This is a genomic window from Ruminococcus sp. 8Y-12, assembly GCF_058119865.1.
The window spans coordinates 3,183,464-3,206,316 of sequence record NZ_CM176623.1 but is presented as its reverse complement, the minus strand read 5'-3'; the positions used below and the strand labels follow the sequence as shown (position 1 = coordinate 3,206,316).

Here is a 22,853-nt window from a genome sequence, read left to right as displayed (position 1 = left end):
GTATAAAATTTTTGGATATTGTTAACTCGCTTTCGCTGGGTACTTTTGGTTCCTTTTTAAAACCCCAAATCTTCCAGAATCTCTTTCGCCTTTGACACACAGCTGTCGCATCCATCCACGGACACGGTTTTGTCCGCCAGACTCACCTCATAGGTAAGGCCAGCCTTATCAAAAGCTTTGCTGATACGCTCCACACACTTCTCACAGTGCATCTCTTCCACTTTCAGTACAGTCATCTTCTTTTCCTCCTATTTCATGATTTTTTTGATTGTTTCACACAGTTCATCCACTGCTTCCTCTCTCCCGGCACGGATATCCTCCACCACGCAGGTGTGGATATGGTTTGCCAGAAGCACTTTATTAAATCCATTGAGGGCAGACTGAACGGCAGCCACCTGGTTTAAGATATCCACGCAGTAGCGTTCCTCCTCCACCATGCCTTTAATCCCCCGTATCTGTCCCTCAATGCGGTTTAACCGGCTCATTAGACTCTTATATTCTTCACTCTCCCTGTGTTTGTGTTTCTCACAGCAGTTATCACTCATATTCATCCTCCTCGCATACATTTCCCACTTTCTAAAATGTCCCTACAGTTTCAGCCTCTTCAGGCGCAGGGCATTGCTCACCACAAAGACAGAGCTAAAGGACATCGCCAGACCGGCAATCATGGGGTTTAACAGCGGTCCACCAAAGGCATAGAGTACGCCTGCAGCCACAGGGATTCCCAGACTGTTGAATATAAATGCCCAGAAAAGGTTTTCCTTAATGTTTCGTATCGTAGCACGGCTCAGATGAATGGCCTTAGAAACGTCCTGCAAATCAGATTTCATAAGCACAATGTCACTGGATTCCATGGCAATGTCACTGCCGCTTCCGATGGCTGTGCCGATGTCAGCCTGCGCCAAAGCAGGTGCATCGTTGATGCCGTCTCCCACCATCATCACCTTGTTCCCATCTTCCTGCAAGGATTTCACCACCTGGGCTTTGTCCCCGGGCAGCACTTCCGCAATCACTTCATCCACTTGCACCTGCTTTCCGATATACTCAGCAGTGCGCCTGTTGTCTCCGGTCAGCATATAGACCTTGATACCTTGCTTTCGGATAGCCTCGATCGCCTTTTTACTAGTTGGCTTAACCGTGTCCGCTACACTTATGATACCTTCTGGTTTCCTGTCCGTCAAGATGAACATAGGCGTCTGCCCTTTGTCCGCTATTTCATCCGCGTACTCTTTCAGATCCCCCAGATCTGTATCCATCTCCTGAACCATCCGCTCATTTCCGATAAAGATCTCCTGTCCCCTCAGCCGGGCCCGGATTCCCTTTCCGGTGATACTCTCAAATTCCTCCGTTTCCTGTAAGGAAAGTCCCCTCTCCCTGGCCTCCTCCACTATAGCGGCAGCCAAAGGATGCTCTGAGGATACCTCACAGGAGGCGGCCAAAGCCAGCAGTTCCTCCTCCTTCATACCCCTGCTCACAATCTGGACCACCCTGGGCCTGCCCTCTGTGACCGTCCCCGTCTTATCCAGCACCACAGCATCGATCAGGTGTGTCGTCTCCAGCGCCTCGCCGCTCTTGATCAAGATACCGTTCCCGGCTCCCAGTCCCGTTCCCACCATGATTGCCGTGGGCGTAGCCAAGCCCAGGGCGCAGGGACACGCAATCACAAGTACAGACACAAATACAGTGAGCACAAACGCCAGGTCATGCCCCGTCAGGGCCCAGATCAGGGCAGCCACCACCGCAATGGCAATCACAGCAGGGACAAAATACCCTGCCACCGTGTCCGCCAGTTTGGAGATCGGAGCTTTTTTCCCTTGGGCCTCCTCCATTAACTGAATAATCTTAGCCAGTGTGGTGTCACTTCCCGTATGGGTTACCTGGATCTGCATTGCGCCGTTATAGTTCATGCTTCCCCCAATCACTTCGTCCCCTGCTTCTTTTTCCACGGGAATACTCTCCCCGGTGAGCATGGACTCATCCACACTGCTGTTTCCCTTCACTACAGTGCCATCCAGTGGAATCCGGCTGCCAGGCCTGATGAGAAGCACATCCCCTTTTTTCACATCCGAAGCTCTCACTTCCCTCTCCTGTCCGTTCTCCACCAGCAAAGCTGTATCCGGAGCCAGTTCCATCAGCTTCTGTATTGCCTCTGAAGTTTTTCCCTTGCTTCTCGCCTCCATGTACTTCCCCAGCATCACAAGCGTGACTACCACTGCCGCAGACTCATAGTAGAGATTCTCCACATACATGTGGTCTGATAAAATCAGGAACGTATTCACAAGGCTGTAGAGGAAAGCGCTGCCCGTACCAATTGCCACCAGAGAATCCATATTCGGATGCCCTTTGAACAGTGTTTTAAACCCTACAATGTAAAATTTTCTTCCGCAGATTAACACCACAATGGTTAAAATCATCTGTGCCAGCGCATGGTTCATTGGGCTGGTATGCATTCCCAAAAAAGCAGGAAGCGGAAGGTGAAAGGGCAGCATATGCCCCATAGAAATATACAAAAGAGGAACCGCAAAGCAGATACTCACAATGAGTCGCCTCCTCATCACGTGGAGCGCCTCCTCCTTCTCCTCTTTGTCCTGGGGCTTTGCCTCCACAAACGGTTTTGCCTCAAATCCCGCCCGGTCCACTCTCTCTATGATAGACTCCGGCGTGACCTTTGTCTCATCGTACTCTATGGTCATCTTATTGGTTGCCAGATTGACCTCGCTGCGGATCACTCCATCCATTTTCCTGGTAACACGCTCCACTGCACTGCTGCAGGAAGCGCAGGTCATTCCATTGATCAAATAAATTTCTTTTGTCATAAGACTGTTCTCCTTTCCCCTATTTTGCGCAATCTATATACCCATAGGGGGTATATGTATATATTACTCTATTCCATTCTCCCTGTCAACCTTTCAGCCAGTAAAATTGTTTTCTGTCTATTTCAATAATTTCATCTTTATAATTTGTTTATATATATTTTTAACTTATTTTATCAATTTATATCTTGACATATTGCACACTTTTTAGTATACTTAACACATCAAATAAAAAGAAATCAAAAGGAGGACGGACCACCGAAGACTTAAAGATTTACCTCATAATATTACAGAAAGGAAGGTATGGACCACCAGAAAGGTAAACTCCAATGGAAAATGATTTTAATAAGAGCCATTAGCTTTATTTCATGAAAGAATAAAACTAATGGCTCTTATTATATATTATGATCTATTCTTCAGCGTTTATCCAAGCCGGGGAAATTTACTCATCCGACACCTGTTTTTTTAGATATCGCCCAACCACATGCGAAAAATTGGCGATATCCCTGATATAGGCGAAGTCCTTTCCAAATATCCTGCGCTCTGCGTACAGGTCCTGTTCCTCCCCCGCGAATACACCCAGCACCGCTATACCGGCATTTCTCAGCTTTCGCACTTCATAGGCCGTATCCCGCACCGCATAATCCCCAAAATAAGGAGCGGGATTTTTGCTATTCGGCCTGTTGACAATGATGTCATTTGGCCTCCCGTCGCTTAGCACTATGAGAATCTTGTGCTCCTCGCCTCTCTCCTGCAAAGACAGGGCAGCAGCGCGCACAGCCAGCCCGTCCCGGTTGTTGGATGAGCCGTAAAATTCAAAAATCCTGTCATTCGCCTCACGCCCTTCATCGTATTCCCTAAACCGGCGCATCACCGTATAATCCCAAAAAGTACAAAATCCCATCACCCTGTGGGGAATACCCACATTGCTCAGAGCCTCGCTGATAATATACGCCTGGAGCGCCACCTGGCTCTGCCTTAAGCGCTGGGAGCCGCTGGCGTCTATAAGCACGTCCACCACAAAATCGGAACTGTCTCTTTTAATCACTTTTTCAAAGAGCATTTTGTTTCCGGTTCTACCCACATTCCAAAGTTTTGCAGGCACCACCTGTCCATTCTCTGCAGCGCAGGACTCCTGCTGGGAGCGCAGCATCAAAGCCCGCTTCAGGATATCTGAGAGCATTTCAATATTTCTTCTGGTCATCCTCTGGTTCTGCCTGAATACGCGCTGATTGATCTCCTTTGTCTTTCGGGCGTACTCAGACTGTGAGTTTACCTTAACCATTCCCGCAAGAATCCCATCCGTAAAATAAAGGCTGCAGTCCGCATGGGCTCCCCTGCACACTTTATGATTCAGCCTTTTTTGCTCCAGAGGGCTAAGATAAGACGTGCCGTAATTTAGCTCAATGTAGGAGTACATCTTATCCACCGCCTCCTGGGTGAGATAGACTGCCCCTCCGCTGCCCTTTGGCTTTTCCTCCTCCTCGGAGAGATTCGACATGGTACTTAGCAGCTGGTTCATATACCTTTCCATTTGATCCTGCTGCATCTCCTCGTTCAAATAGTCCTGCCAGTCAAATTGTTTGAGCTGCTGTGCAGAGACTGACATCACCTGATCCAGAGTGCCCTTCTTTTTTTCGAAGGTTTTGTCCAGAACTGCATTGTAGATCTCATCCACTGTGCGGATCAGATCCATGGTATCACCAGACTCCTCCAGACTCCTGATCCTGAGGGCAACATCCAAAAGACGCCTCTCTCCCTCCAGACGGCCTGTCAGATAACCGCGCAGCAGCATAAGTTTTACCTGCCCCGGCAGAGACGCCGTCATCTTCCCAAAGTCAAAGTCCAAAATATCCTCAAAGGCCTTTCTCCTTATTTCCGGCACACCTGGACGCTCTCTTGACACTTTCCGAAAAACCGCACTGTCCACACAGAGCTGTCCTATGGCTGAAAGGGATGACTCCTCCGCTCCCAGAAAGACTTTTTTCATCAGATACATCCCAAACAGATCCTTATCAAAAAACCTGGCAAACGCCCCCTGCTTAATGGCATCATATATGGAAATGTATTTGGACTTGGTAAAAGCCCCTGTGTCCAGCTTTGTATCCAGATTGTAATCTCCGCTCACGGTCCACATCAGATTCCGGACCCTGTTTTCCATCTCCGCCTGCTCGTATTCTTCCACATTAATCACCTCTAAAAAACATCTTGACTTGTCCAGGAGGAGGGGATTCGGGTTGCCACAATATCCTCTATCATCTCCCGCTCAAACAGATCAAAGCTCTTATTCGTTATCCCCATAGTCACAGCGGGCAGGGGCGCAAGGCCTCCCCGCATGACCTTCAGAGCTGCCAGCATTCCCCGCAGGTCCATGGCCTTTGTGGAAATCTCACCATTCAGGGCTTTTGTCTGCATATCCAGAAACAAGCCCGCAAACTGCTCCATTGCCCCAGCTTTTGCGTCGGGGAAGGAGGCCTGGAGAATCTGAACCAGCAGCTCCTCCGTCAAAGGCGGCATATTGATAACCAGAAACCTGGACACCAATGCTTCATTTAGCTCCTTCGTGCCGGCATACCCGTAGTTCATGGTTCCAATAAAACGGCATGCGGGGTGCAGCTCGATCCTGTCATATCCCGGTACATCAATCACCTTCCGGTAATCTAAGGTGGCGTGCAGCACGGATACTGCGTCATTCTTTGCCATGTTGATCTCATCGAGAACACCAAATCCGCCGTAGTATGCGCACTGGTAAACAGGTCCTTTGCGCAGTTTCACCTCATTGTCCTGAAAGGTATCTGTCCCGATCAGGGTGCTGCTGTCCGTATTTACATGAAAAGATATATTGTACAGGGGCCTTCCAAAAATACAGGCCAGGTTTTCCGCCAGAATATTCTTCCCTGTGGCTTTGGAGCCGCAGAGCAGAAGATTTTCCCCCTGTAAAATGGATACAATCCCCATCTCCAGAATCTCTTTGCCAAAAAACGGCATCTCAGGGCAAGCCAGCCTGTTTTTCACCTTCTCTTCCACCTGATAGGACTCCCTGAATTTTCTGACCTCCCCTGCCAGCTTCGGACTGATGCCCTGCTCTATCAAAAATTCATCACTGTATATCTGCATTGTCTTCTTCTCCTTACAATTGCTTCTCTTATTCTATCACAGGCGTTTCCGTTTTGCCACCCCCGGTGGTCAGAGGTTACTGTTCACTCAGATCTGAGCATTTACTGCTCAGAGAAATCAGCAGCCCCGCTGAAAAAGATACCACTTGAAACTATCCGCAGATATTAGTATACTATATTTGACAAAACGTAACCAATTAACAAGTTTGCGCTTTTACGACAAAACAATTATTCTCATCTGTGCTTTCGGGCACAGGTGCTTCAACAAGAATACGTGAGGTATCCCACACTGACATGAAGTCAATCAACGCATCGAAAGATGTGGTCGTACTTTGTTAAATTACCGAGCGTGGATTGAAACAAGAAAGGCAAAAAGATGAAATACATTGATTTACACGTACATTCCAACTGTTCCGACGGAACTTATACCCCCTCTCAGCTGGTTGACCATGCCCGTCAAAAGGGCCTGGCTGCCTTTGCCCTAACTGACCACGATACCATAGCCGGACTTCCCGAAGCCGCTGACGCAGCGCGCAGAGCAGATGTGGAACTCATCTCCGGAATTGAATTTTCTACCGAATATCTGGGAAGGGACGTGCATATCGTAGGGCTGGATTTTGACTTTAAGGATCAGGAGTTTCAGACAGAGCTGTTCCGCTTTCAGGATTCCAGAAACATTAGGAACCGAAAAATGATCAAGCGCATGCAGGAGGAGGGGATCGACATAACCTGGGAAGCCATGGAGGAGCGCTTCGGCGCCGCGGTGTGGACCAGGGCCCATTTCGCCCGTTATCTCACAGACCAGGGGTATGTTCCGGAAATGAAGGATGCCTTTTCGCTCTATTTAGCAGACGATGCCCCCTGTTTTGTACCCAGGGAAAAGGTGACTCCCGTACAGGCTGTACGCTTGATACACCGCTTCAATGGAATCCCTGTTCTGGCCCACCCCATGCTGTATCACCTCTCCGGGGAAGAGCTGCAGATTCTTATCACAGAACTCAAGCAGGCAGGGCTGATCGGCATCGAAGCCCTCTACTCCACCTATACACAGGAGGAGGAAGACTTGGTCCGCCGCCTGGCAGCCGCAAACGGACTGCTCATATCAGGCGGTTCCGACTTTCACGGCAGCAACAAGCCGGACATTGATCTGGGATGCGGAAAGGGAAACTTAAAGATCCCCTACGAAATATTGGAAGAGCTTCGTTCTGCAAAATAGGAGGATTATATGACATTCAGAGAACGTTTTATGAACGGGGAAATTGACTTTGACGAGATCTTTGATGAGACAGACAGGTGGAGTTTCAGTGACGAGACCTGTACACTGAGGGAATTTCTGGGTCTTACTCCCAAGGAAGAGGATGTGTGGGTCTGTGAGAGCGATGAAGCCCTGGAGGAGCTGATGGAACGGGAACGCAAGACAAAAGTACTTTTTTTGGATCTGGACGGAACCCTTTTAAACGACGATAAAGAATTTACCCCTGAAAATCAACAGGCAATCCACAGGGCTCTCATGTGTGGACACAAGGTGGTCATCTCCACCGGACGCCCCTTAACCAGTGCTGCAGCAATCGCGAAAGAGCTGGGCCTTACCCAGGAGGGCTGTTTCGCCATAGCCTATAACGGCGGTGAAATCTATGATCTTTACCGCCAAAAGTCCTTATACCGAAAAACCATACCCCTTCCATATGTGCGCCATATCTTCGAGTGCGCTTCAGAGTGGGGACTTCACTGCCAGACCTACGACAGCCGACAACTTCTGGCTTTGTCTGAGAACAGGGAATTGAAGACTTATGTGGCCCGCACAAAAATGCCATACCTTGTGGACCCAGACCTCCTCGACCATCTTCGCGAGGAACCCGTAAAGATGATTGTCATTGACCTGGATGACCATGAGAAACTGGTACGCTTTTCGGAGGCAACTGACCAGTGGGCCCACGGAAAGCTGGATCGTGTCTTTTCAAGTGTGGATTATCTGGAACACATTGCGCCCGGAATCTCCAAAGGAGCTGCTATGGACTTTCTCTGCAGCTATCTGGGTATCCCCCACAGCAACACAATTGCCGCCGGGGACGCTGAAAATGACATTTCCATGCTCCGTGCCGCTGCCGTTTCCGCTGCCATGGCAAATGCAGAAAATTGTGTGAAAGATATTGCCGACTATGTAACCAAAAACGATAATAATCACGACGGAGTGGCAGAGATTATAGAAAAATTTATGCTTTAGATTCCTTAAAGGTTCTTGTCTAGGGCAAACCTACAACAAAACGCCGCCATTGGAGATAATGGACGGTGTTTTTTCGTGCAAGGCGAGACATGGAAATTGCTCCACTCAACCTGTTATGTATCATTTCAAAACAATAGAGGGAAAAGTATCGGGCTGCAGTATATCCGATTTGGAGCAAAAGAAAAGCACCTATTTCGGTTTCTGTTTCAAACTAATGAATTTTCGGGAAAAAGTGTTTCTGATTTGACAAGTGCCGAAGAAGCCGAACCCATTTTTGCTGTCATAGCAAAAACAAGAAATATCCCCATTGAGCAAGCGCGAGTTGTCTTCAAATCCTTATTTTTGTTTGCTCATGGATATGCCAGTATGTTCGCAAACAACAATATGGAATACGATGAAGAATCCATTTTATCGGATTTAGATTTGATATTTGATGGTACGCTATATTCGTTAAAAGGAGGACTATAAAGTGTATGGTTTATATAAGAAAAATAAATTGAACTTTTCTTTGATGTGGATAATTGCCTATGTTGTTTTACTTAGTGCTGCTGACAGCTTTTCCTCTTCGCTTGGCTTTGAAAAGATAATCACCGCACCTGTGAGTATAGTATTTGCTCTGCTTATTTTCGGTTTTATTAAAAAGCATGACTTATCAGAACAATACGGATTATGTTCTCTCATGGGCAGCCCCAAAAATTATCTATACTTTATTCCGCTTGTTTTGATTATGAGCGTTAATTTGTGGAATGGCGTAACAATAAATGTCTCTGCTTTGGAAACCGTTCTATTTATTCTGAATATGCTTTGTGTAGGATTTATTGAGGAAGTTATCTTCCGAGGTTTTCTTTTCAAAGCGATGTGCAGGGACAATATAAAGTTGGCCATTTTTGTTTCAAGTATTACCTTTTGCCGTGTATCATTACACATGGCATTATAAATTCACTAGCTATCTTTTCTGTTCAAAGAACGCAAATAATCAGTATCATCTCCTCCATTGTATTATGCATTATTTCTCTCGGATATGCGTTATGGATATTGAAAAAAGCTGAAAAATCAGAAAGGAGGTCTGCGCTCTGAACGCGGAGGGGCTTATGAAATGGGGGCGGTTCACGTTTAACCGCCCCTTTTTTCACAGTTCAATATCACCTTACTACTTTTCGATATCCTCCAAAGGCTCTGCTGGTATAAACACCCGGTCAGCCACCGGATCAGATATCTGCTTCCCCCGCTCTAACGCCTCCTGACAGAAATACTCCTGAGAGTTAATGAGTACTTTTCCACGTTTATCAATCTTCTCATAGTTTCCGTCCGGCTGCAGAATATGTGCTTTTACGTTGTCCTCCAGCTGGATATCTAAAATATGGCACACCTCTCTCTTTAACTCCTCGCTCTCCACCGGGAAAAGAATCTCCACCCTGCGGTCCAGGTTTCTGGGCATCCAGTCCGCGCTTCCCATGTAAATCTCCTCCTGGCCTCCGTTGCAGAAGTAGAAGATCCTGGCATGCTCCAGGAAGTTTCCCACTATTGAGCGCACGAATATATTGTCGCTCACTCCCGGAATCCCTACTTTCAGGCAGCAGATTCCCCTTACAATGAGCTCTATCTTCACACCGGCCGCCGAGGCTTCATACAGCGCAGCTATGATATCCTTATCGCACAGGGAGTTCATCTTCGCGATAATGCGGGCTTCCTTGCCCTCCAGCGCATTTTTCGTCTCCCTCCCAATCAGACGCAGGAAACGGTTTCTCAGCCAGATGGGCGCCACCACCAGTTTATTCCAGTTCTTTGGCTCTGAGTACCCGGAAAGCATATTGAACACAGCCGTTGCATCCTCGCCAATGGGTTCTGAGCAGGTCAAAAGCCCACAGTCAGTGTACAGCTTTGCAGTGGAGTCATTGTAGTTTCCGGTGCCCAGATGCACATAACGCCGGATTCCGTCCTCCTCCCTGCGCACCACCAGCGTGATCTTGCTGTGGGTCTTAAGGCCCACCAGACCATAGATCACATGGCATCCCGCTTTCTCAAGCATTTTTGCCCATATAATATTGTTCTCCTCATCAAAACGTGCTTTTAGCTCCACCAGCACAGAGACCTGCTTTCCGTTCTCTGCGGCCTGGGCCAGGGCTGCGATAATCGGGGAATTGCCGCTTACCCGGTAAAGTGTCTGCTTGATGGCAAGCACATTGGGGTCTTTTGCAGCCTGTTTGACAAAGTTGACTACAGGATCAAAGGTCATATACGGGTGGTGGAGCAGAATATCTCCCCTTCGTATCTGGGTGAAGAGATCCTCCTCTGTGTTCATGGCGGGAACCGGCTGCGGCTGGTAAGGCTGGTATTTGCAGTCCTCAAATCCCTCCATTCCGTACATCTTCATCAGAAAGGTCAGATCCAGGGGCCCATTGATCTTAAAAATGTCAGTATCTTTGATGGAAAATTCCTTTTTCAGAATCTTCAAAAGCCGCTCGTCCATGGTATCCTGAATCTCCAGCCGGATGACCTCCCCCCACTGGCGCTTTTTCAGCTGCTTCTGGATCTCCTTTAACAGATCTTCCGCCTCATCCTCATCAATGGTCAGATCCGCGTTACGCATAATTCGGTAGGGATGTGCACAAATTACATCATAATTCAGGAACAGCTTACCGATATTCCGTTCAATGACCTCCTCCAAAAGGATTGCCCTGCGCTCACCATCCCTGCCTTCCGGAAGCGGCACGACTCTCGGAAGCACGGAGGGAACCTGTACGGTTGCAAAGTCAAACTCCTGTTCCTCCCCTTTCTCCGAGATCAGAGCCCCTATGTTCAGAGACTTGTTGCGGATCAGCGGAAATGGACGGGAGGAGTCCACTGCCATGGGGGTCAGCACCGGATAGATATTGTCCTCAAAATACTGATCCACATATGCCTTCTGCTCCTTGGTGAGCTTCTCGTGTTCTGTGACCAGTTTAAGTCCTCTCTGCTTTAATGCGGGCAGCAGGGACCGGTTGTAGGTGGAATACTGCAGGCTCACCAGGTCGTGCGCCTCCTTCAGTATCAGCTCCAGCTGCTGGGATGCTGTCAGGCCCGCAATATCCTTCTTGGTATATTTGGCATGGACCATGTCCTTTAAAGAAGCCACGCGCACCATAAAGAACTCATCCAGGTTCGATGAGGTAATACTCAAAAACTTCAGCCGCTCGAACAGAGGAAGGGATTTATCCCTGGCCTCACTGAGCACTCTCTTGTCAAATCCAAGCCAGCTGATCTCCCGGTTAGTATAATACTCTGCCTTTGTAAAATCCTTTACTTCCATGAACTCCCTCCTTTACAGGTGCTTCTTCTGCCGGATTACCGGACGGATGCCGAATACCTCTTCAAAAAACTCGGCCTTTTCCGGAAACAGGCTCTTTTCCAGCGTGATATCTTCCTGAGTATCCACTGTGATCAAAAGTTCCTCCTCCTTCAGGAGAACCTTTGCGCTCTTGAACTTCTGCTTGTGGCTGCGGTCCAGGGCATTGGCGACTCTCAGAATGGCCGTCAGCTTAGCTGTGATCAGGTACTCCTCCTCGGTCACTGCCGTGTGGGTGCTCAGGCTTTCGTAGTAGTCAAACTCCTGGGTATTAAAACGTACCACATTGGCAATCACCTCCCGCTCCGAATGGGAAAGGCCAATGATCTCCGTGGCCATGATGATCCGGTAGGAGCACTCCGCCACGTTTGAAAGGCTGATGTACTTGCCGCACCCGTGCAGGATCACCGCAATCTGCAAAAGCAGACGCTTGCGCCTGTCCAGTCCGTGCAGCTTTTTCGTCTTGTCAAAGATCACCAATGCCAGCTCCTCCAGTGCCCGGATATGGGACTTGCTGCACATATAGCGCTTCGCGATATTTCTGGCGGCTGCAATGATATCCTCGTCAAAGTTGTGTCCTGCCCGGATAATTTTATTTTTCTGGGCATACTCATATGCCATCCCATCGCTCAGATCCAGTCCCGGCATCCAGATGGTCTCAATGCCAAATTCCTCGATAAAACGTCTGTGAATAATCAGTGAGGGGATCAGCATATAGATATGATCCGCTGAGACCTCAAACCGGTCCGTCACCTCATCAATGGTATAGTGCACAATCTGTTCGTACAACTGCAGGAACTCCTCCCTGGTAATAGAAGCAGCCCTGGCTACCTCCCGGATATTATCCCCCACAATGACCAGATTTGTGATCTCCCGCTCCTTTAAGTACATCTTTTTAAAGCTTACCAGATCATTGTTTACCAGCTCCTCGATGAGGTTCTCAACATGGGCGGCGTTTTTCTCCACCCCAGCCAGCTTTTCCCTGATTCTCAGATTACCGATCCGGATATTCTGGGTGGTTACCAGACTGTCCTTGTCGAACAGGGAGAACTGCACACTCCCTCCCCCCACATCAATGATAGCGGTTCCCTTTTGAATAATCTTATTGAACTCATTTTCCCTGGATGCAATGGACTTGTAGTCCAGAAAACGCTGCTCCGAATTGCTGAGCACCTCAATATGGACTCCCGTTCGCTTTTCAATGTAATCCAGGAGGATCAGGCTGTTCTTTGCCTCTCTCACAGCACTGGTGGCGCAGGCCCTGTAGTCATCCACCTGGTACCCCTCCATAATTGTTTTGTAAGACATGAGCAGCTGGCAGAGATTCTCCACCTTCTCCATGCTGATTTTGCCTGTGGTGTATGCCTCCCTCCCCAGTTCCAGCCTGTGCCGGATGCTGTCAATCTCCCGCATTCCCCTGTTTTTGGAAAGCTCGAAAATTTTCATACCGATCTCATAGGACCCCACGTCAATTGCTGCAAATGTAGTATAGGCCATTTCACCATCTCCTTTCCCGCTGAACAGGTACGGCTAATCCACCTGCCCCAACAGATAATCTATAAATTGCTGCGCAGTTCGGCCCGACAGACCTCCGTGCTGCAGTTCCCATCTGTTTGCCTCAAGGAGCAGCTCCTCCTCAGGCATAGTCACACCGTAACGCTCTGCCAGTACCCTGACAATATTTTGAAACTCCTTTTTGCCTGGCGCGCAGAAAAAGATCTTTACCCCAAACCGGTAGACCAGAGACAGTTTCTCCTGTACCGTGTCAGATGCGTGCAGGTCATCCCTGCGCTCCTCCTTGTCGCTGAATTTCTCACGGACCAGATGGCGCCTGTTGGAAGTGGCATAGATCAGGATATTCTCCGGCTTTTTCTCCAGTCCACCCTCAATAACCGCTTTCAGATATTTATACTCAATCTCAAAATCTTCAAAGGAAAGGTCATCCATGTAGATAATAAACCGATAATTTCTGTTCTTAATCTGGGCAATCACATCATTTAAATCCTGGAACTGATGCTTGTAGATCTCAATAATGCGCAGCCCCTTGTCATAATATTGATTTAAAATCGCCTTCACACTGGAGGATTTTCCGGTTCCCGCATCCCCAAAGAGCAGACAGTTGTTTGCCTTTCTGCCCTCCACAAACGCCTCTGTATTGTCCACCAGCTTCTTTTTGGCAATCTCATAACCCACCAGATCATCCAGATGCACATGGGCAATATTGGTAATGGGAACAATATGGACTCCCTCCTCGTCGTGAACCACGCGGAAAGCTTTGTGAAGCCCCAGCTTCCCCACCCCGAAATCCTTGTAGAAGGCAACCATATCCTCTGTGAACTCCTCAATAGATCCAGCCTGTCCCAGTTTTACGCTCAGATCGCAGATCCGATCCCGGATGCGCTTGTTGAACATCTTACTATGTTCATTCACATTCCGGTAGCTGGATATCAATTCATAGCAGCAGGCACCCAAATGTTCCTCAATGGGCCCAAAGTCACAGTCATACAGTTCTTTAAATATCTCAAAATCATGGCGGGCCAGCTCATTGATACTGCCCTCCACTGGTCCGTGGATCTCACAGGCGGTACTGAAAACATTCTCGTTATTCACCAGCAGGTATGTGAGGTACGCGTGCCACAGATTCCGGTCAAACCCGTAGGTGCCCGCCAAATCCACCAAACCATGAACACACTCATAATAGAGTGCCCTCACATCCTCCAAATTATAATACTCGCTATCGTAGTGATCCATGATCCAGGTCATGTCCTCCAGCAGCTGTCCCTGTTCAAACTCTCTATAAACAATTAACTCACTGATTCTCGTCATAGCTATGCCTCTCTAGTAATTTCCCAATATTTTCAGATTGATGGCTTCCTCCCGGATACCCCTCAGCGCATTCTTCACAGCGCTGTCATTTAAGTTTCCCTCAAAGTCCACAAAGAATCGGTATTCCCAGTTTCTGCGGGGGATAGGGCGGGACTCAATATTGCTCATATTGATATTATTGTAAATGAAGTGGGACAGCATATTGTACAGCGAACCGCTGGTGTGGGGCAGCTCAAAACAAATACTGATCTTCCCCGCATCCCGGCGAAAAATTCTCTGGTTTGTCACAATGATAAACCGGGTGGAATTGGCCTCATTGCTGAAAATATTCTCAGCCAGCACCTCAAGTCCAAAGAGATCTCCCGCAAATGCGCTGGCTATGGCTGCCTGTGCGCAGTCCTGATCCTGCGCCACCTTTTTTGCTGCCACTGCGGTATTCTCCAGGGGAATCTGCTTCCAATCCCTGTGCTCCTCCAAAAAGGGCTTGCACTGCATCAGTCCCTGGGGATGGGAGTACACTCTCCTGATATCCGAAAGCTCTGTCCCCGGAAGTCCCAAAAGTCTGTGCTGACACCGGATAATCTGCTCTCCCACAATGTAGTTCTCAAACTCCACCAGCAGATCGTACATATCGTTAACACTTCCCGCTGTGGAGTTTTCAATGGGGAGAACCGCATAGTCCGCCGAGCCCTCCGCAATCGCTTCCATGGCATCCCGCCACTGCTCCACATGGAAGGAAGAAATCTTTTCTCCAAAAAACTGTTTCATGGCCGCCTGGCTGTACGCTCCCTCCACGCCCTGGTAAACCACACGCACATTCTCCCTCTCAATGCGGTCCACCGCTATGAAGGGGAGGCGCCCCACCACCCCATTTTCCTCCAATAGCTGGTACTGAAGTTTACGGCTCATAGCCATGATCTGCAAAAACAGCTCCTCCACGCCGTGCTGGTTAAATTCATTGTGTGCCTTCCCCTTCACTGCGCTGATTTTGGCTTTCTCTCTCTCCCTGTCAAAGACTTTTTTCCCCGCTCCGATCTTATACTCAGCCACCTGGCGGCTGACATCCATCCGCTTCTCAAAAAGCTCTACAATTTGTGAATCAATCCCGTCAATCTGCTCTCGCAATTCCTTTAAATCAACCATTTCTCTCTCCTCTTAGCTCCTCTACGGTCTTGTGTAAAATTGGGTGGCGCAGATAAGGTGCAATCTGGGCCAGGGGGGCCAACACAAAGTCCCGCTTGTGCATTTCTATATGGGGAATATGTAAGTCCTCCGAATCCAACACCAAGCCATCGTACAGCAGGATATCCAAATCCAGTGTCCTGGGACCCCAGCGCAGGGTGCGCACTCTTCCCTCCTCTGCTTCGATCCGATGGATCTCCTCAAGCAATTCCCAGGGAGTTTTAAGGGTGCGCAGCGCCAATGCTCCGTTTAGAAATGCATCCTGTTCCGTGACGCCATAGGGCTCAGTCTCTATAAAATCTGAAACCTTCAAAACCCGGCAGTCTTCACATGCTTCCAGTGCCCTGACCGCATGTTCCAGATGCGCCCTCCGATCGCCCATATTTGATCCCAGCGCCAGATAGGCCGTATGCCATTCCCGCTCGATTTCCACAGAGACCGTATCCAGAGGAAGCCCTATAGGGGCCCATGGCTTCTTCAGCTCAAGGTCTGCCCTAATGATCTGCGGCCATTTTAGAAGAATCGCCCTTGCCAGCCGTTCCACCACAGCCTCCAGCAGTCTATAGGTGTGGTTCTCCATAAACTCTTTTGCAAAATGGCTGACCTCCCCATAATTGATGGATTTTGCCAAATCGTCTGTCTGGCCGGCTTCCCTGACACTCACATGCAGAACCGCGGACAGTAAAAACTTCTGTCCAAGAGCCGTTTCCTCCGGATACACTCCATGATGTCCGTATACCTCTAAATCTTTTATCTTAATTTTATCCATTGTTCAGACTCCCCTTCCCAGAATGGCCTCTGTCATCCGGATCACTCTGTAATTTTCCTTCACATCATGGACACGCACAAAGGCTGCTCCTTTGATCACGCCCATCACCGTGGTGGCAAGGGTGCCCTCCACCCGCTGATCAGCCGGAAGGTTCAAAGTGAGGCCCACCACCGACTTTCTGGATGTCCCCAGCAAAATAGGAAAGCCTAAGCTGTGCATCTCCTCCAGACGGTTGATGGCCTCCAGATTATTCGCATAAGCCTTCCCAAATCCCACACCGGGGTCCAGAATCACTCTGTCCCTGCTGATTCCCGCCTCATCGGCAATTCGCACTGTATCCCTCAAATCTTCCAGCATATCCGGAATGAAATCCTCATAGTCCGTATTGTCCCGGTTGTGCATCAGGCAGCAGGGCGCCTTGGCTTTGGCGATAACGCCCGCCAAAGCCGGATCGTACTTCAGACCCCAGATATCATTGACCATGTCAGCCCCAGCCGCCAGAGCTGCGGCCGCCACTCTGCTTTTATACGTGTCCACAGATATGGGTACATCAAAGTTTTCCTTTACCATCTGAATGGCAGGCAAAACCCTGGCAATCTCCTCCTCATCTGAGAGCAGCTGGTATCCCGGTCTCGTGGATTCCCCGCCTATATCAATGATATCCGCTCCGTCCCGGAGCATCTCCTCCGTATGCCTCCTGGCTGCCTCCATATCATTCCACCTTCCCCCATCGGAAAAGGAATCCGGTGTCACATTCAGGATACCCATAATGTAGGTGTGTTTGTCTGTTTCAAATATTCTGTTTCCAATCTTCATACTCGCTCGCCGTCCTTCTAATACCTTATTCTCAGATTTTTCTTCTCCTGGCTCCAATTGCACTGCTCCCTGGCTCTGCAGCCAAAACAGCTTCTGGACATCTTGTCACCCCGGTAGAGAATCCCGGCCAGGGAGGCCTCCCCCTCTACCGAGCCGTCCCTGTGCCTGGCAATTGCTTCCAGTATCTCCTCCTCTTCCCCTTCGCTAAAGCCGCAATCCCTAAGGATCTCTCCCGCGATGGGAAGCCCCGCCTCCTGGTGGGGTGTGCCATCCAGATACTGCACGTGCCTGCCTATATCATGAAGAAGAGCGGCCGCATAGATCCGCTCTCTATCAATTCCCAGGTGCTCTTCCAGGTTAAAAATATAGGCCAAACGTGCCACATCCAGAAAATGTGCCATGTCATGGCCGCAAAAAATACGCTCTGCCTCCAGCTCCTCAATCCTCTGAAGGCAGGCTCTATATGTAGGGTGCTCCAAAATACGCTCCACTCTCTCCATAGCTGTCACCTGACCATTTGGTAAAAAGTATTCTGCAGAGCTGTATTGCCCTCAAAAATACCTCTTGTGGTCATTGTCACAGTCTGGGAACCGGGCTTTTTGACACCTCGCATGGTCATGCACAGATGTTCGGCTTCAATCATAACCATAACGCCCTGTGGCTTTAAATGATCCATAAAGGCATCTGCTATCTGTGCCGTCAGCTGTTCCTGAAGCTGCAGCCTTCTTGCAAAAACCTCCACTGTTCTGGCTATCTTGCTGAGACCCACAACCGTGCCGTTTGGCACATAGGCCACATGAGCCTTCCCATAGAAAGGCAGCATATGGTGCTCGCACATGGAATAAAAGACGATATCTTTTTCCACTACAATCTCATTCTTGTCCACATGAAATCTCTTATTCAAATGCACTCCGGCATCCTCTTCCATGCCGCCCATCAGTTCTGTGTACATCCTGGCAATGCGGTCCGGAGTCTCCACCAGTCCCTCCCTGCCTGTGTCCTCCCCGATACCTTCCAGGATTAGTCTGACACCCTCTTTTATTTTTTCCTGATCTATCATAATTCTGTGCTCCTCACCATGGTCACTGCCCTCGTGATCTCACCTAAAAAGGAGAGGGAACCGAACGCAATGATCACATCCTCCTTATTTGCCCTATACAGGCTTTTTTGTACTGCATCTTCAATGTTCTCCGCTGTCTCCACTGAACGGTTGTACTTTTTCACCACACGGGTTAGTTCTTCTGCCGGTAGCGCCCTGTCATTTCCCGGTGTCTGTATTGTTATAATATGAGAAGCCAGCGGCACTGTTTTTTTTACAATCTCCTCATACTCTTTATCCCTGAATACCCCCATTATATAGAATATTCTCCGGTTTGTAAAATACATTTCTATGGACTTCACCAAAACTTCCGCAGCTTCCCTGTTGTGAGCCCCATCAATGATAAACAGCGGCTCCTTTGCGATCACACTGAACCGCCCTTTCCATTTCGTCTTTTTCAATCCGTTTCTCAGTTGGGCATCGCTTATCTCGTATCCCAGGCTGCGCAATCCCTTAACCGCCTCAACGGCCAGCACTGCATTTTCTATCTGGCAGGAACCTGCCAGGGAAATTTCAAATCCGCTGTCTCCCTTGTAGGAGAAACGCTGACTCTCATATCCAAAGACAATATCCGTTGCCTCATCCGCGCTTGCTGTGCGCAGTGTACAGTTCTTTTCCTTGCATGTCCGTTCAATGACACGCATTGCCTCAGTCTTTTGTTTTACTGATACGACTGTGGTGTGGGGCTTGATGATCCCTGCCTTATTTGCGGCGATCTCAGACAATGTGCTGCCTAAAAACCCCATGTGATCCATACTGATGGAGGTAATCACCTCCAAAATCGTGGTTTGCACCACATTGGTGGCGTCCTCAAGGCCTCCAAGCCCTGTCTCCAAAACTACCACATCACACTGGCTCTCTCTAAAATAGAGAAACCCCAGGGCTGTCTCTATCTCAAACGCGGTAGGGTGGGGCAATCCCTCCAAGACCATGCTCTCCACCGCCTCTGCAATCCGGCCTGTCAGCCTGGCCAGAGGTTCTTTTTCTATGTACTCCTCATTCACCTGGATACGTTCCCTGTACGCGAACAGGGTTGGGGAAATGTATCTTCCCACCAGGTATCCTGCCTCTTTCAGAATCGTAGATAAGTAGGCCAGGACAGATCCCTTACCGTTTGTACCGGAAATATGGATAAATCTCAGCTCATCCTGGGGATTTCCCAGCCTCCTGAGCATCTCTTTCATATTGTCAAGACCAAGCACACTTCCGTATTTAGCCATTTCATCTAAATAGACTCTTGCCTTTCTGTAATCCATGTTACTCCAATCTAAGTTGATGGCTGATTTTTCAAATATATTATACCATCTCGATTAACAATTAATTATAGTATAATCCCCTGATTTTTTCAAGTATTAGAAAAATCGAATCAACAGTAAATTTCTGTCTGAACTGTTACCTTTTATGACACAAAGAAAATCCCCGGTTTCTATTGATTTCTCAATAAAAACCGGGACTTTTATTTATAAAAGCAAAAATCCAAAATATACTACTGGTTTCTCCACCTGCAATCTCTGGCTCTGCATCTGGTGCAGTCGTGCTCTGCGTGAAAGCACCCGGAATCTTCCGACAGAAGCAGCATGTAGGCCTGGGTTCTGGGTGGGGTGAAAATACCGCTGGGGGAGACCGTGATTCCCGTTGTCTCTTCCATCTCGATTTCTTCCAGAATCCTGCCCGCTGCTTCCCAGGGAAGCTGATCCGGAGCTTCCAGACGTTCCCTGACGCCCTGTTTTCTCATGGCGCACTCAGCCCTCACCAGTTCCAGACACCGGCTGTCTAATTGAAACATATAGGTGGATGCCATAAAGTCTGCAAGGATACCTTTCAGACTCTTCCTCGCCATAAAACACTCGTTGAGGTACTCCTCCACTTTACAGCCCATTGTCATGAGGCATAAAGCGACCGATGAATGAGGCTGCGCATTCTCCTTTAGAATAGGCATGGTCCAGTCCTCGCAATACTTAATCCAGATTTGCGGATTCGCCCGCTCCAGCAGTTCGGATAAAACCACATGGTACATTTCAGATGCTTTTCTATAGGAAGGTGAGCCACTGGCACATTGGATTCCCTCCAATATCCTCCTCTGATCAAAATCAGGTATAAATTCTGTTGATTTGATAAGATCCATGCTCTCGTTTCCTCTCCGGATATTATTGGTTACTGTTCACACATGAATCATTTTCTCACGGTCTGAGCAGTAACTATTATTTCCCTCCTGTAAATACGGTGTAGATCTGCACCGCCATAATCGCTACCAACACAATGTAAAACATTGCCCGCACCGTTTTGCTGCTCACGCGCTTTGTAACGGCTCTGCCCAAAAATCCTCCCAGTATTCCTCCGGGGATACAGTAAATAGCCAAACTGAAATCCATATAACCGCTGATTGTATACCTGACCATGGAGCTGGAGGTTGTCAGCAGGGTAATCAAAATACTCTGAATCGCAGCCTCCTTGGGGTCCAGAGCCAGGAACACCAAAAGCACCGTCATCAAAAACGGGCCGCCTCCGATTCCAAAGAAGCTGGAGAGCATACCACAGCAGGCTCCCAAGATCACCTTGACCGCCGGATTGGTTACGGGCTTTAGGTCCATGTGTTCTCTTGCAATCACAGATCCCAGCATTACCAGTATGGCTGCCAGGTAAAGGGAATTGATGATTTGTTCCGGCACATAGGCCATCAGGGAGCCTCCCACCAGTCCTCCAATAATACCTCCGATTCCCATATAGACAATGTTGTTCAGCTGAAGCTTATTCCCCTGCTTTTTGTATAGTATCAAATTGGTCACCGCCATGCTGAACACTGTGATGGATGAGGTAAAGGATGCCAGTCCCTTTGAAACATCTAACAGATTAAGGAGTGGGCGGATGATAAATCCGCCGCCCACTCCTACAAGCGTTCCGATGGTAGTGGCAGCTATGGCTAACAGTAAATATATCATAGTGTACCCACTTCCCTCCAAACTTCTTTCCGGTCTTTACTTTAGAAAAGCTGGAATGCCTTACACAGCTGGAAAGCCCCCATAATAATAAGCATTCCCCATACCAGATAAGATACTTTTTTCTTGTCAAACTTGGAGAACAGTTTCAGCCCCAGGAAACTGCTCAGCAGAACTGCAATGATTCCAGGTATGCAGTACTCCAAAGTCTGAGCGGTGTATGCACCCTGGGTAGCTTTTAAGATGGCCGCCCAACCGTACATGATGAAAAAGTTAAATTCAATACATGCCTTATACTGAAGCGGTGACTCCGCAGCAGCATTGTAATAGATCGCCAGAGGAGGACCACCGATGTTCAGCAGGCCGGTAAAAACTCCGGCAACAAGTCCTGCGATCCCTCCGTTTACCGGAGTCGGCTTGATCACAATTTTTTTCTTTCTCGTGGCAAAAAAGTAGATGCCCACAATGATCAGGAAGATGCCCAAAATAATCTGCATGGTTTTTGTTGTTGTAAAGCTCATGATCCAGGCACCGATACCTGTACTGATCATGGAAACAATCAAAGGAACCACACTCATTTTCCAGTTAATGTGTTTGTGAAGCTGAATGGTCATCTGAATACCAATAATAGTCAGCATGATCGGTACAATGGCCGATGCATCTCCTAAATCAATTACCAGGGGAAGGAATGACATCCATACCATAGCCGAACCAAAGCCTGTAATCCCCTGTACAAAAGCCCCCGCAAATGCAATAATAAAAACAAAAATAACTACCAATACTGTCGACACTGTCTACACCTCCTGCGCTCTACAGCACCCTGAACATCGGATGGTCCTCCGTCTCCGGCTTCACGCCCTGCGACCGCATACCGTATACATGAAATGCATTCACTGCCGCTGTAGCAGGCAGAATCCACCGATAGCCCTCAACAGGTCCGATAAACAAAAAGTTACATCCCATCGCCGCGAGATACGAACTGACCGTCGCATCTACTGCTCGAAACTGCTCTGTGCTGATATTTTCTTTATTCCGAAACCAGGGGCTGGCATAGGTAGCGTTGGATGGAGCTGTTCCCACTGGAAGCCCCAGTTCCTCTTTTATGCACACACCTGCATGCGGTATCATTCCGATACTGGACATATCCAATGTGGGAATATCCACCATGACTTTTGTCATCCCTGCTCTCTTTGCCTTTTCCAGGAATCCTTCTTTTTTGGATGTCCCCGTGAGTGTTTTTAACGGCCCATCCGGTTTTTTACTGCCCGTATTGTATGCCTGAATAATAGTTGCATCAATGGGCAGTTTGGCCAATGCCTGCAGCTCCTCCTCCGTACTGAAGGCATTGATGGAGTTGTATATAATACCATCCAGCTGCCCCATGCGATTCAGTTCCTGCAATGCCTGTATCCGCACCTCAGGCAGAGTTGCATTGACCAGAAGCGGTGCTTTTGTGATGCTTCTTAGAAAAGTTATGTACCTCACCAACGCCTTTGGAGTATTTCCGATTACGTCCAGCATAAAGCGGTTGCCCAGTTTTTCACTCAGCTCCTCACAGTTTTTTACAATCGAAGTCACTTTCTCTTCGTCAAAGATTCCCTCCTCAGCATCCTTCACCAGCCTGTGGTGCATATAAAAAATACTGCCGATCAAAACAGTTGGAATCTCTCCAAAGTTTCCTCCTACCGATACATTACCGATGGTAAACTTTTTCTCAAAGCAATCATAGTCTTTGTGCGCTTCCATA

Annotated in this window: 22 protein-coding genes; 4 read left to right on the top strand and 18 right to left on the bottom strand. The window is 48.4% G+C overall.

Features of this window, described 5'->3' with window-relative positions; translation table 11 throughout:
* Positions 1-56 precede the first annotated feature (56 nt).
* The 5 genes from AC0THY_RS12425 to AC0THY_RS12405 form a co-directional block, all read right to left on the bottom strand.
* Positions 57-236, bottom strand: coding sequence for a heavy-metal-associated domain-containing protein (locus tag AC0THY_RS12425; RefSeq protein WP_489990918.1), 180 nt, complete (start codon positions 234-236; stop codon positions 57-59).
* A gap of 12 nt (positions 237-248) precedes the next feature.
* Positions 249-545 carry a metal-sensing transcriptional repressor gene (locus AC0THY_RS12420; protein ID WP_489990917.1) on the bottom strand — a complete coding sequence of 99 codons (297 nt, stop codon included), beginning with the start codon at positions 543-545 and terminating at the stop codon, positions 249-251.
* Positions 546-587: 42 nt separating this feature from the next.
* Positions 588-2,816 carry a heavy metal translocating P-type ATPase gene (locus AC0THY_RS12415; RefSeq protein WP_489990916.1) on the bottom strand — a complete coding sequence of 743 codons (2,229 nt, stop codon included), beginning with the start codon at positions 2,814-2,816 and terminating at the stop codon, positions 588-590.
* A gap of 439 nt (positions 2,817-3,255) precedes the next feature.
* Positions 3,256-4,998, bottom strand: a complete 1,743-nt coding sequence (locus AC0THY_RS12410; protein WP_489990915.1) for a cobaltochelatase CobT-related protein — start codon at positions 4,996-4,998, stop codon at positions 3,256-3,258.
* A gap of 11 nt (positions 4,999-5,009) precedes the next feature.
* Positions 5,010-5,930, bottom strand: a complete 921-nt coding sequence (locus tag AC0THY_RS12405) for an AAA family ATPase (protein ID WP_489990914.1) — start codon at positions 5,928-5,930, stop codon at positions 5,010-5,012.
* Between the two features lie 375 nt (positions 5,931-6,305).
* On the opposite strand from AC0THY_RS12405, the gene AC0THY_RS12400 reads away from it, so the two are divergent.
* The 4 genes from AC0THY_RS12400 (at position 6,306) to AC0THY_RS12385 (ending at position 9,090) form a co-directional block, all read left to right on the top strand.
* Entirely contained in the window at positions 6,306-7,145 is an 840-nt protein-coding gene (locus AC0THY_RS12400) for a PHP domain-containing protein (RefSeq protein WP_489990913.1), read from the top strand.
* 9 nt (positions 7,146-7,154) lie between these two features.
* Positions 7,155-8,153, top strand: a complete 999-nt coding sequence (locus AC0THY_RS12395; protein ID WP_489990912.1) for a Cof-type HAD-IIB family hydrolase — start codon at positions 7,155-7,157, stop codon at positions 8,151-8,153.
* 75 nt (positions 8,154-8,228) lie between these two features.
* On the top strand, positions 8,229-8,621 hold the full coding sequence (locus AC0THY_RS12390) for a hypothetical protein (RefSeq protein WP_489990911.1): 393 nt from the start codon (positions 8,229-8,231) through the stop codon (positions 8,619-8,621).
* Position 8,622: 1 nt separating this feature from the next.
* Positions 8,623-9,090: a CPBP family glutamic-type intramembrane protease gene (locus AC0THY_RS12385; RefSeq protein ID WP_489990910.1), complete on the top strand. Its 468-nt coding sequence runs from the start codon at positions 8,623-8,625 to the stop codon at positions 9,088-9,090.
* Between the two features lie 213 nt (positions 9,091-9,303).
* Here AC0THY_RS12385 and AC0THY_RS12380 read toward each other — a convergent pair whose 3' ends face one another.
* The 13 genes from AC0THY_RS12380 to AC0THY_RS12320 all read right to left on the bottom strand — a co-directional run bounded on the left by AC0THY_RS12380 (position 9,304) and on the right by AC0THY_RS12320 (position 22,852).
* Positions 9,304-11,442, bottom strand: coding sequence for an RNA degradosome polyphosphate kinase (locus AC0THY_RS12380; protein WP_489990909.1), 2,139 nt, complete (start codon positions 11,440-11,442; stop codon positions 9,304-9,306).
* A 12-nt stretch (positions 11,443-11,454) separates the two neighbouring features.
* Positions 11,455-12,975, bottom strand: coding sequence for a Ppx/GppA phosphatase family protein (locus AC0THY_RS12375; protein WP_489990908.1), 1,521 nt, complete (start codon positions 12,973-12,975; stop codon positions 11,455-11,457).
* A gap of 33 nt (positions 12,976-13,008) precedes the next feature.
* A complete protein-coding gene (locus AC0THY_RS12370) occupies positions 13,009-14,304 on the bottom strand; it encodes an ATP-binding protein (protein WP_489990907.1) in 1,296 nt (431 codons plus the stop codon).
* 12 nt (positions 14,305-14,316) lie between these two features.
* Positions 14,317-15,447 (bottom strand): prephenate dehydratase, encoded by a 1,131-nt coding sequence (gene pheA, locus AC0THY_RS12365; RefSeq protein ID WP_489990906.1) that lies wholly within the window; start codon positions 15,445-15,447, stop codon positions 14,317-14,319.
* The gene (gene folK, locus AC0THY_RS12360; RefSeq protein WP_489990905.1) at positions 15,440-16,255 is read right to left on the bottom strand and encodes a 2-amino-4-hydroxy-6-hydroxymethyldihydropteridine diphosphokinase; all 816 of its coding nucleotides are present in this window, start codon (positions 16,253-16,255) and stop codon (positions 15,440-15,442) included. The genes pheA and folK overlap by 8 nt, the downstream gene beginning before the upstream one ends.
* Positions 16,256-16,258: 3 nt before the next feature.
* Positions 16,259-17,071 (bottom strand): dihydropteroate synthase, encoded by an 813-nt coding sequence (folP, locus tag AC0THY_RS12355; protein WP_489990904.1) that lies wholly within the window; start codon positions 17,069-17,071, stop codon positions 16,259-16,261.
* A 17-nt stretch (positions 17,072-17,088) separates the two neighbouring features.
* Entirely contained in the window at positions 17,089-17,571 is a 483-nt protein-coding gene (locus AC0THY_RS12350) for an HD domain-containing protein (protein ID WP_489990903.1), read from the bottom strand.
* 5 nt (positions 17,572-17,576) lie between these two features.
* Positions 17,577-18,128 carry a GTP cyclohydrolase I FolE gene (gene folE / locus AC0THY_RS12345; RefSeq protein WP_489994192.1) on the bottom strand — a complete coding sequence of 184 codons (552 nt, stop codon included), beginning with the start codon at positions 18,126-18,128 and terminating at the stop codon, positions 17,577-17,579.
* Positions 18,128-19,426 carry a bifunctional folylpolyglutamate synthase/dihydrofolate synthase gene (locus AC0THY_RS12340; protein ID WP_489990902.1) on the bottom strand — a complete coding sequence of 433 codons (1,299 nt, stop codon included), beginning with the start codon at positions 19,424-19,426 and terminating at the stop codon, positions 18,128-18,130. Before AC0THY_RS12340 ends, folE begins: the two co-directional genes overlap by 1 nt.
* Before the next feature lie 230 nt (positions 19,427-19,656).
* Positions 19,657-20,295 (bottom strand): hypothetical protein, encoded by a 639-nt coding sequence (locus AC0THY_RS12335; protein ID WP_489990901.1) that lies wholly within the window; start codon positions 20,293-20,295, stop codon positions 19,657-19,659.
* A gap of 76 nt (positions 20,296-20,371) precedes the next feature.
* The gene (locus AC0THY_RS12330; protein WP_489990900.1) at positions 20,372-21,109 is read right to left on the bottom strand and encodes a sulfite exporter TauE/SafE family protein; all 738 of its coding nucleotides are present in this window, start codon (positions 21,107-21,109) and stop codon (positions 20,372-20,374) included.
* A gap of 41 nt (positions 21,110-21,150) precedes the next feature.
* On the bottom strand, positions 21,151-21,897 hold the full coding sequence (locus AC0THY_RS12325) for a sulfite exporter TauE/SafE family protein (protein WP_489990899.1): 747 nt from the start codon (positions 21,895-21,897) through the stop codon (positions 21,151-21,153).
* 19 nt (positions 21,898-21,916) lie between these two features.
* Positions 21,917-22,852: a hypothetical protein gene (locus tag AC0THY_RS12320; RefSeq protein WP_489990898.1), complete on the bottom strand. Its 936-nt coding sequence runs from the start codon at positions 22,850-22,852 to the stop codon at positions 21,917-21,919.
* Position 22,853: the final 1 nt, after the last annotated feature.

Excerpts from the sequence above, each read along its gene's own strand:
- AC0THY_RS12370 (WP_489990907.1), bottom strand. The coding sequence starts at position 14,304 with ATGACGAGAATCAGTGAGTTAATTGTTTATAGAGAGTTTGAACAGGGA.
- AC0THY_RS12420 (WP_489990917.1), bottom strand. The coding sequence starts at position 545 with ATGAGTGATAACTGCTGTGAGAAACACAAACACAGGGAGAGTGAAGAA.
- AC0THY_RS12380 (WP_489990909.1), bottom strand. The coding sequence starts at position 11,442 with ATGGAAGTAAAGGATTTTACAAAGGCAGAGTATTATACTAACCGGGAG.
- pheA (WP_489990906.1), bottom strand. The coding sequence starts at position 15,447 with ATGGTTGATTTAAAGGAATTGCGAGAGCAGATTGACGGGATTGATTCA.
- AC0THY_RS12330 (WP_489990900.1), bottom strand. The coding sequence starts at position 21,109 with ATGATATATTTACTGTTAGCCATAGCTGCCACTACCATCGGAACGCTT.
- AC0THY_RS12340 (WP_489990902.1), bottom strand. The coding sequence starts at position 19,426 with ATGGATTACAGAAAGGCAAGAGTCTATTTAGATGAAATGGCTAAATAC.
- AC0THY_RS12405 (WP_489990914.1), bottom strand. The coding sequence starts at position 5,930 with ATGCAGATATACAGTGATGAATTTTTGATAGAGCAGGGCATCAGTCCG.
- AC0THY_RS12335 (WP_489990901.1), bottom strand. The coding sequence starts at position 20,295 with ATGGATCTTATCAAATCAACAGAATTTATACCTGATTTTGATCAGAGG.
- AC0THY_RS12425 (WP_489990918.1), bottom strand. The coding sequence starts at position 236 with ATGACTGTACTGAAAGTGGAAGAGATGCACTGTGAGAAGTGTGTGGAG.
- folP (WP_489990904.1), bottom strand. The coding sequence starts at position 17,071 with ATGAAGATTGGAAACAGAATATTTGAAACAGACAAACACACCTACATT.
- AC0THY_RS12395 (WP_489990912.1), top strand. The coding sequence starts at position 7,155 with ATGACATTCAGAGAACGTTTTATGAACGGGGAAATTGACTTTGACGAG.
- AC0THY_RS12320 (WP_489990898.1), bottom strand. The coding sequence starts at position 22,852 with ATGGAAGCGCACAAAGACTATGATTGCTTTGAGAAAAAGTTTACCATC.
- AC0THY_RS12350 (WP_489990903.1), bottom strand. The coding sequence starts at position 17,571 with ATGGAGAGAGTGGAGCGTATTTTGGAGCACCCTACATATAGAGCCTGC.
- AC0THY_RS12400 (WP_489990913.1), top strand. The coding sequence starts at position 6,306 with ATGAAATACATTGATTTACACGTACATTCCAACTGTTCCGACGGAACT.
- AC0THY_RS12415 (WP_489990916.1), bottom strand. The coding sequence starts at position 2,816 with ATGACAAAAGAAATTTATTTGATCAATGGAATGACCTGCGCTTCCTGC.
- folK (WP_489990905.1), bottom strand. The coding sequence starts at position 16,255 with ATGGATAAAATTAAGATAAAAGATTTAGAGGTATACGGACATCATGGA.
- AC0THY_RS12375 (WP_489990908.1), bottom strand. The coding sequence starts at position 12,975 with ATGGCCTATACTACATTTGCAGCAATTGACGTGGGGTCCTATGAGATC.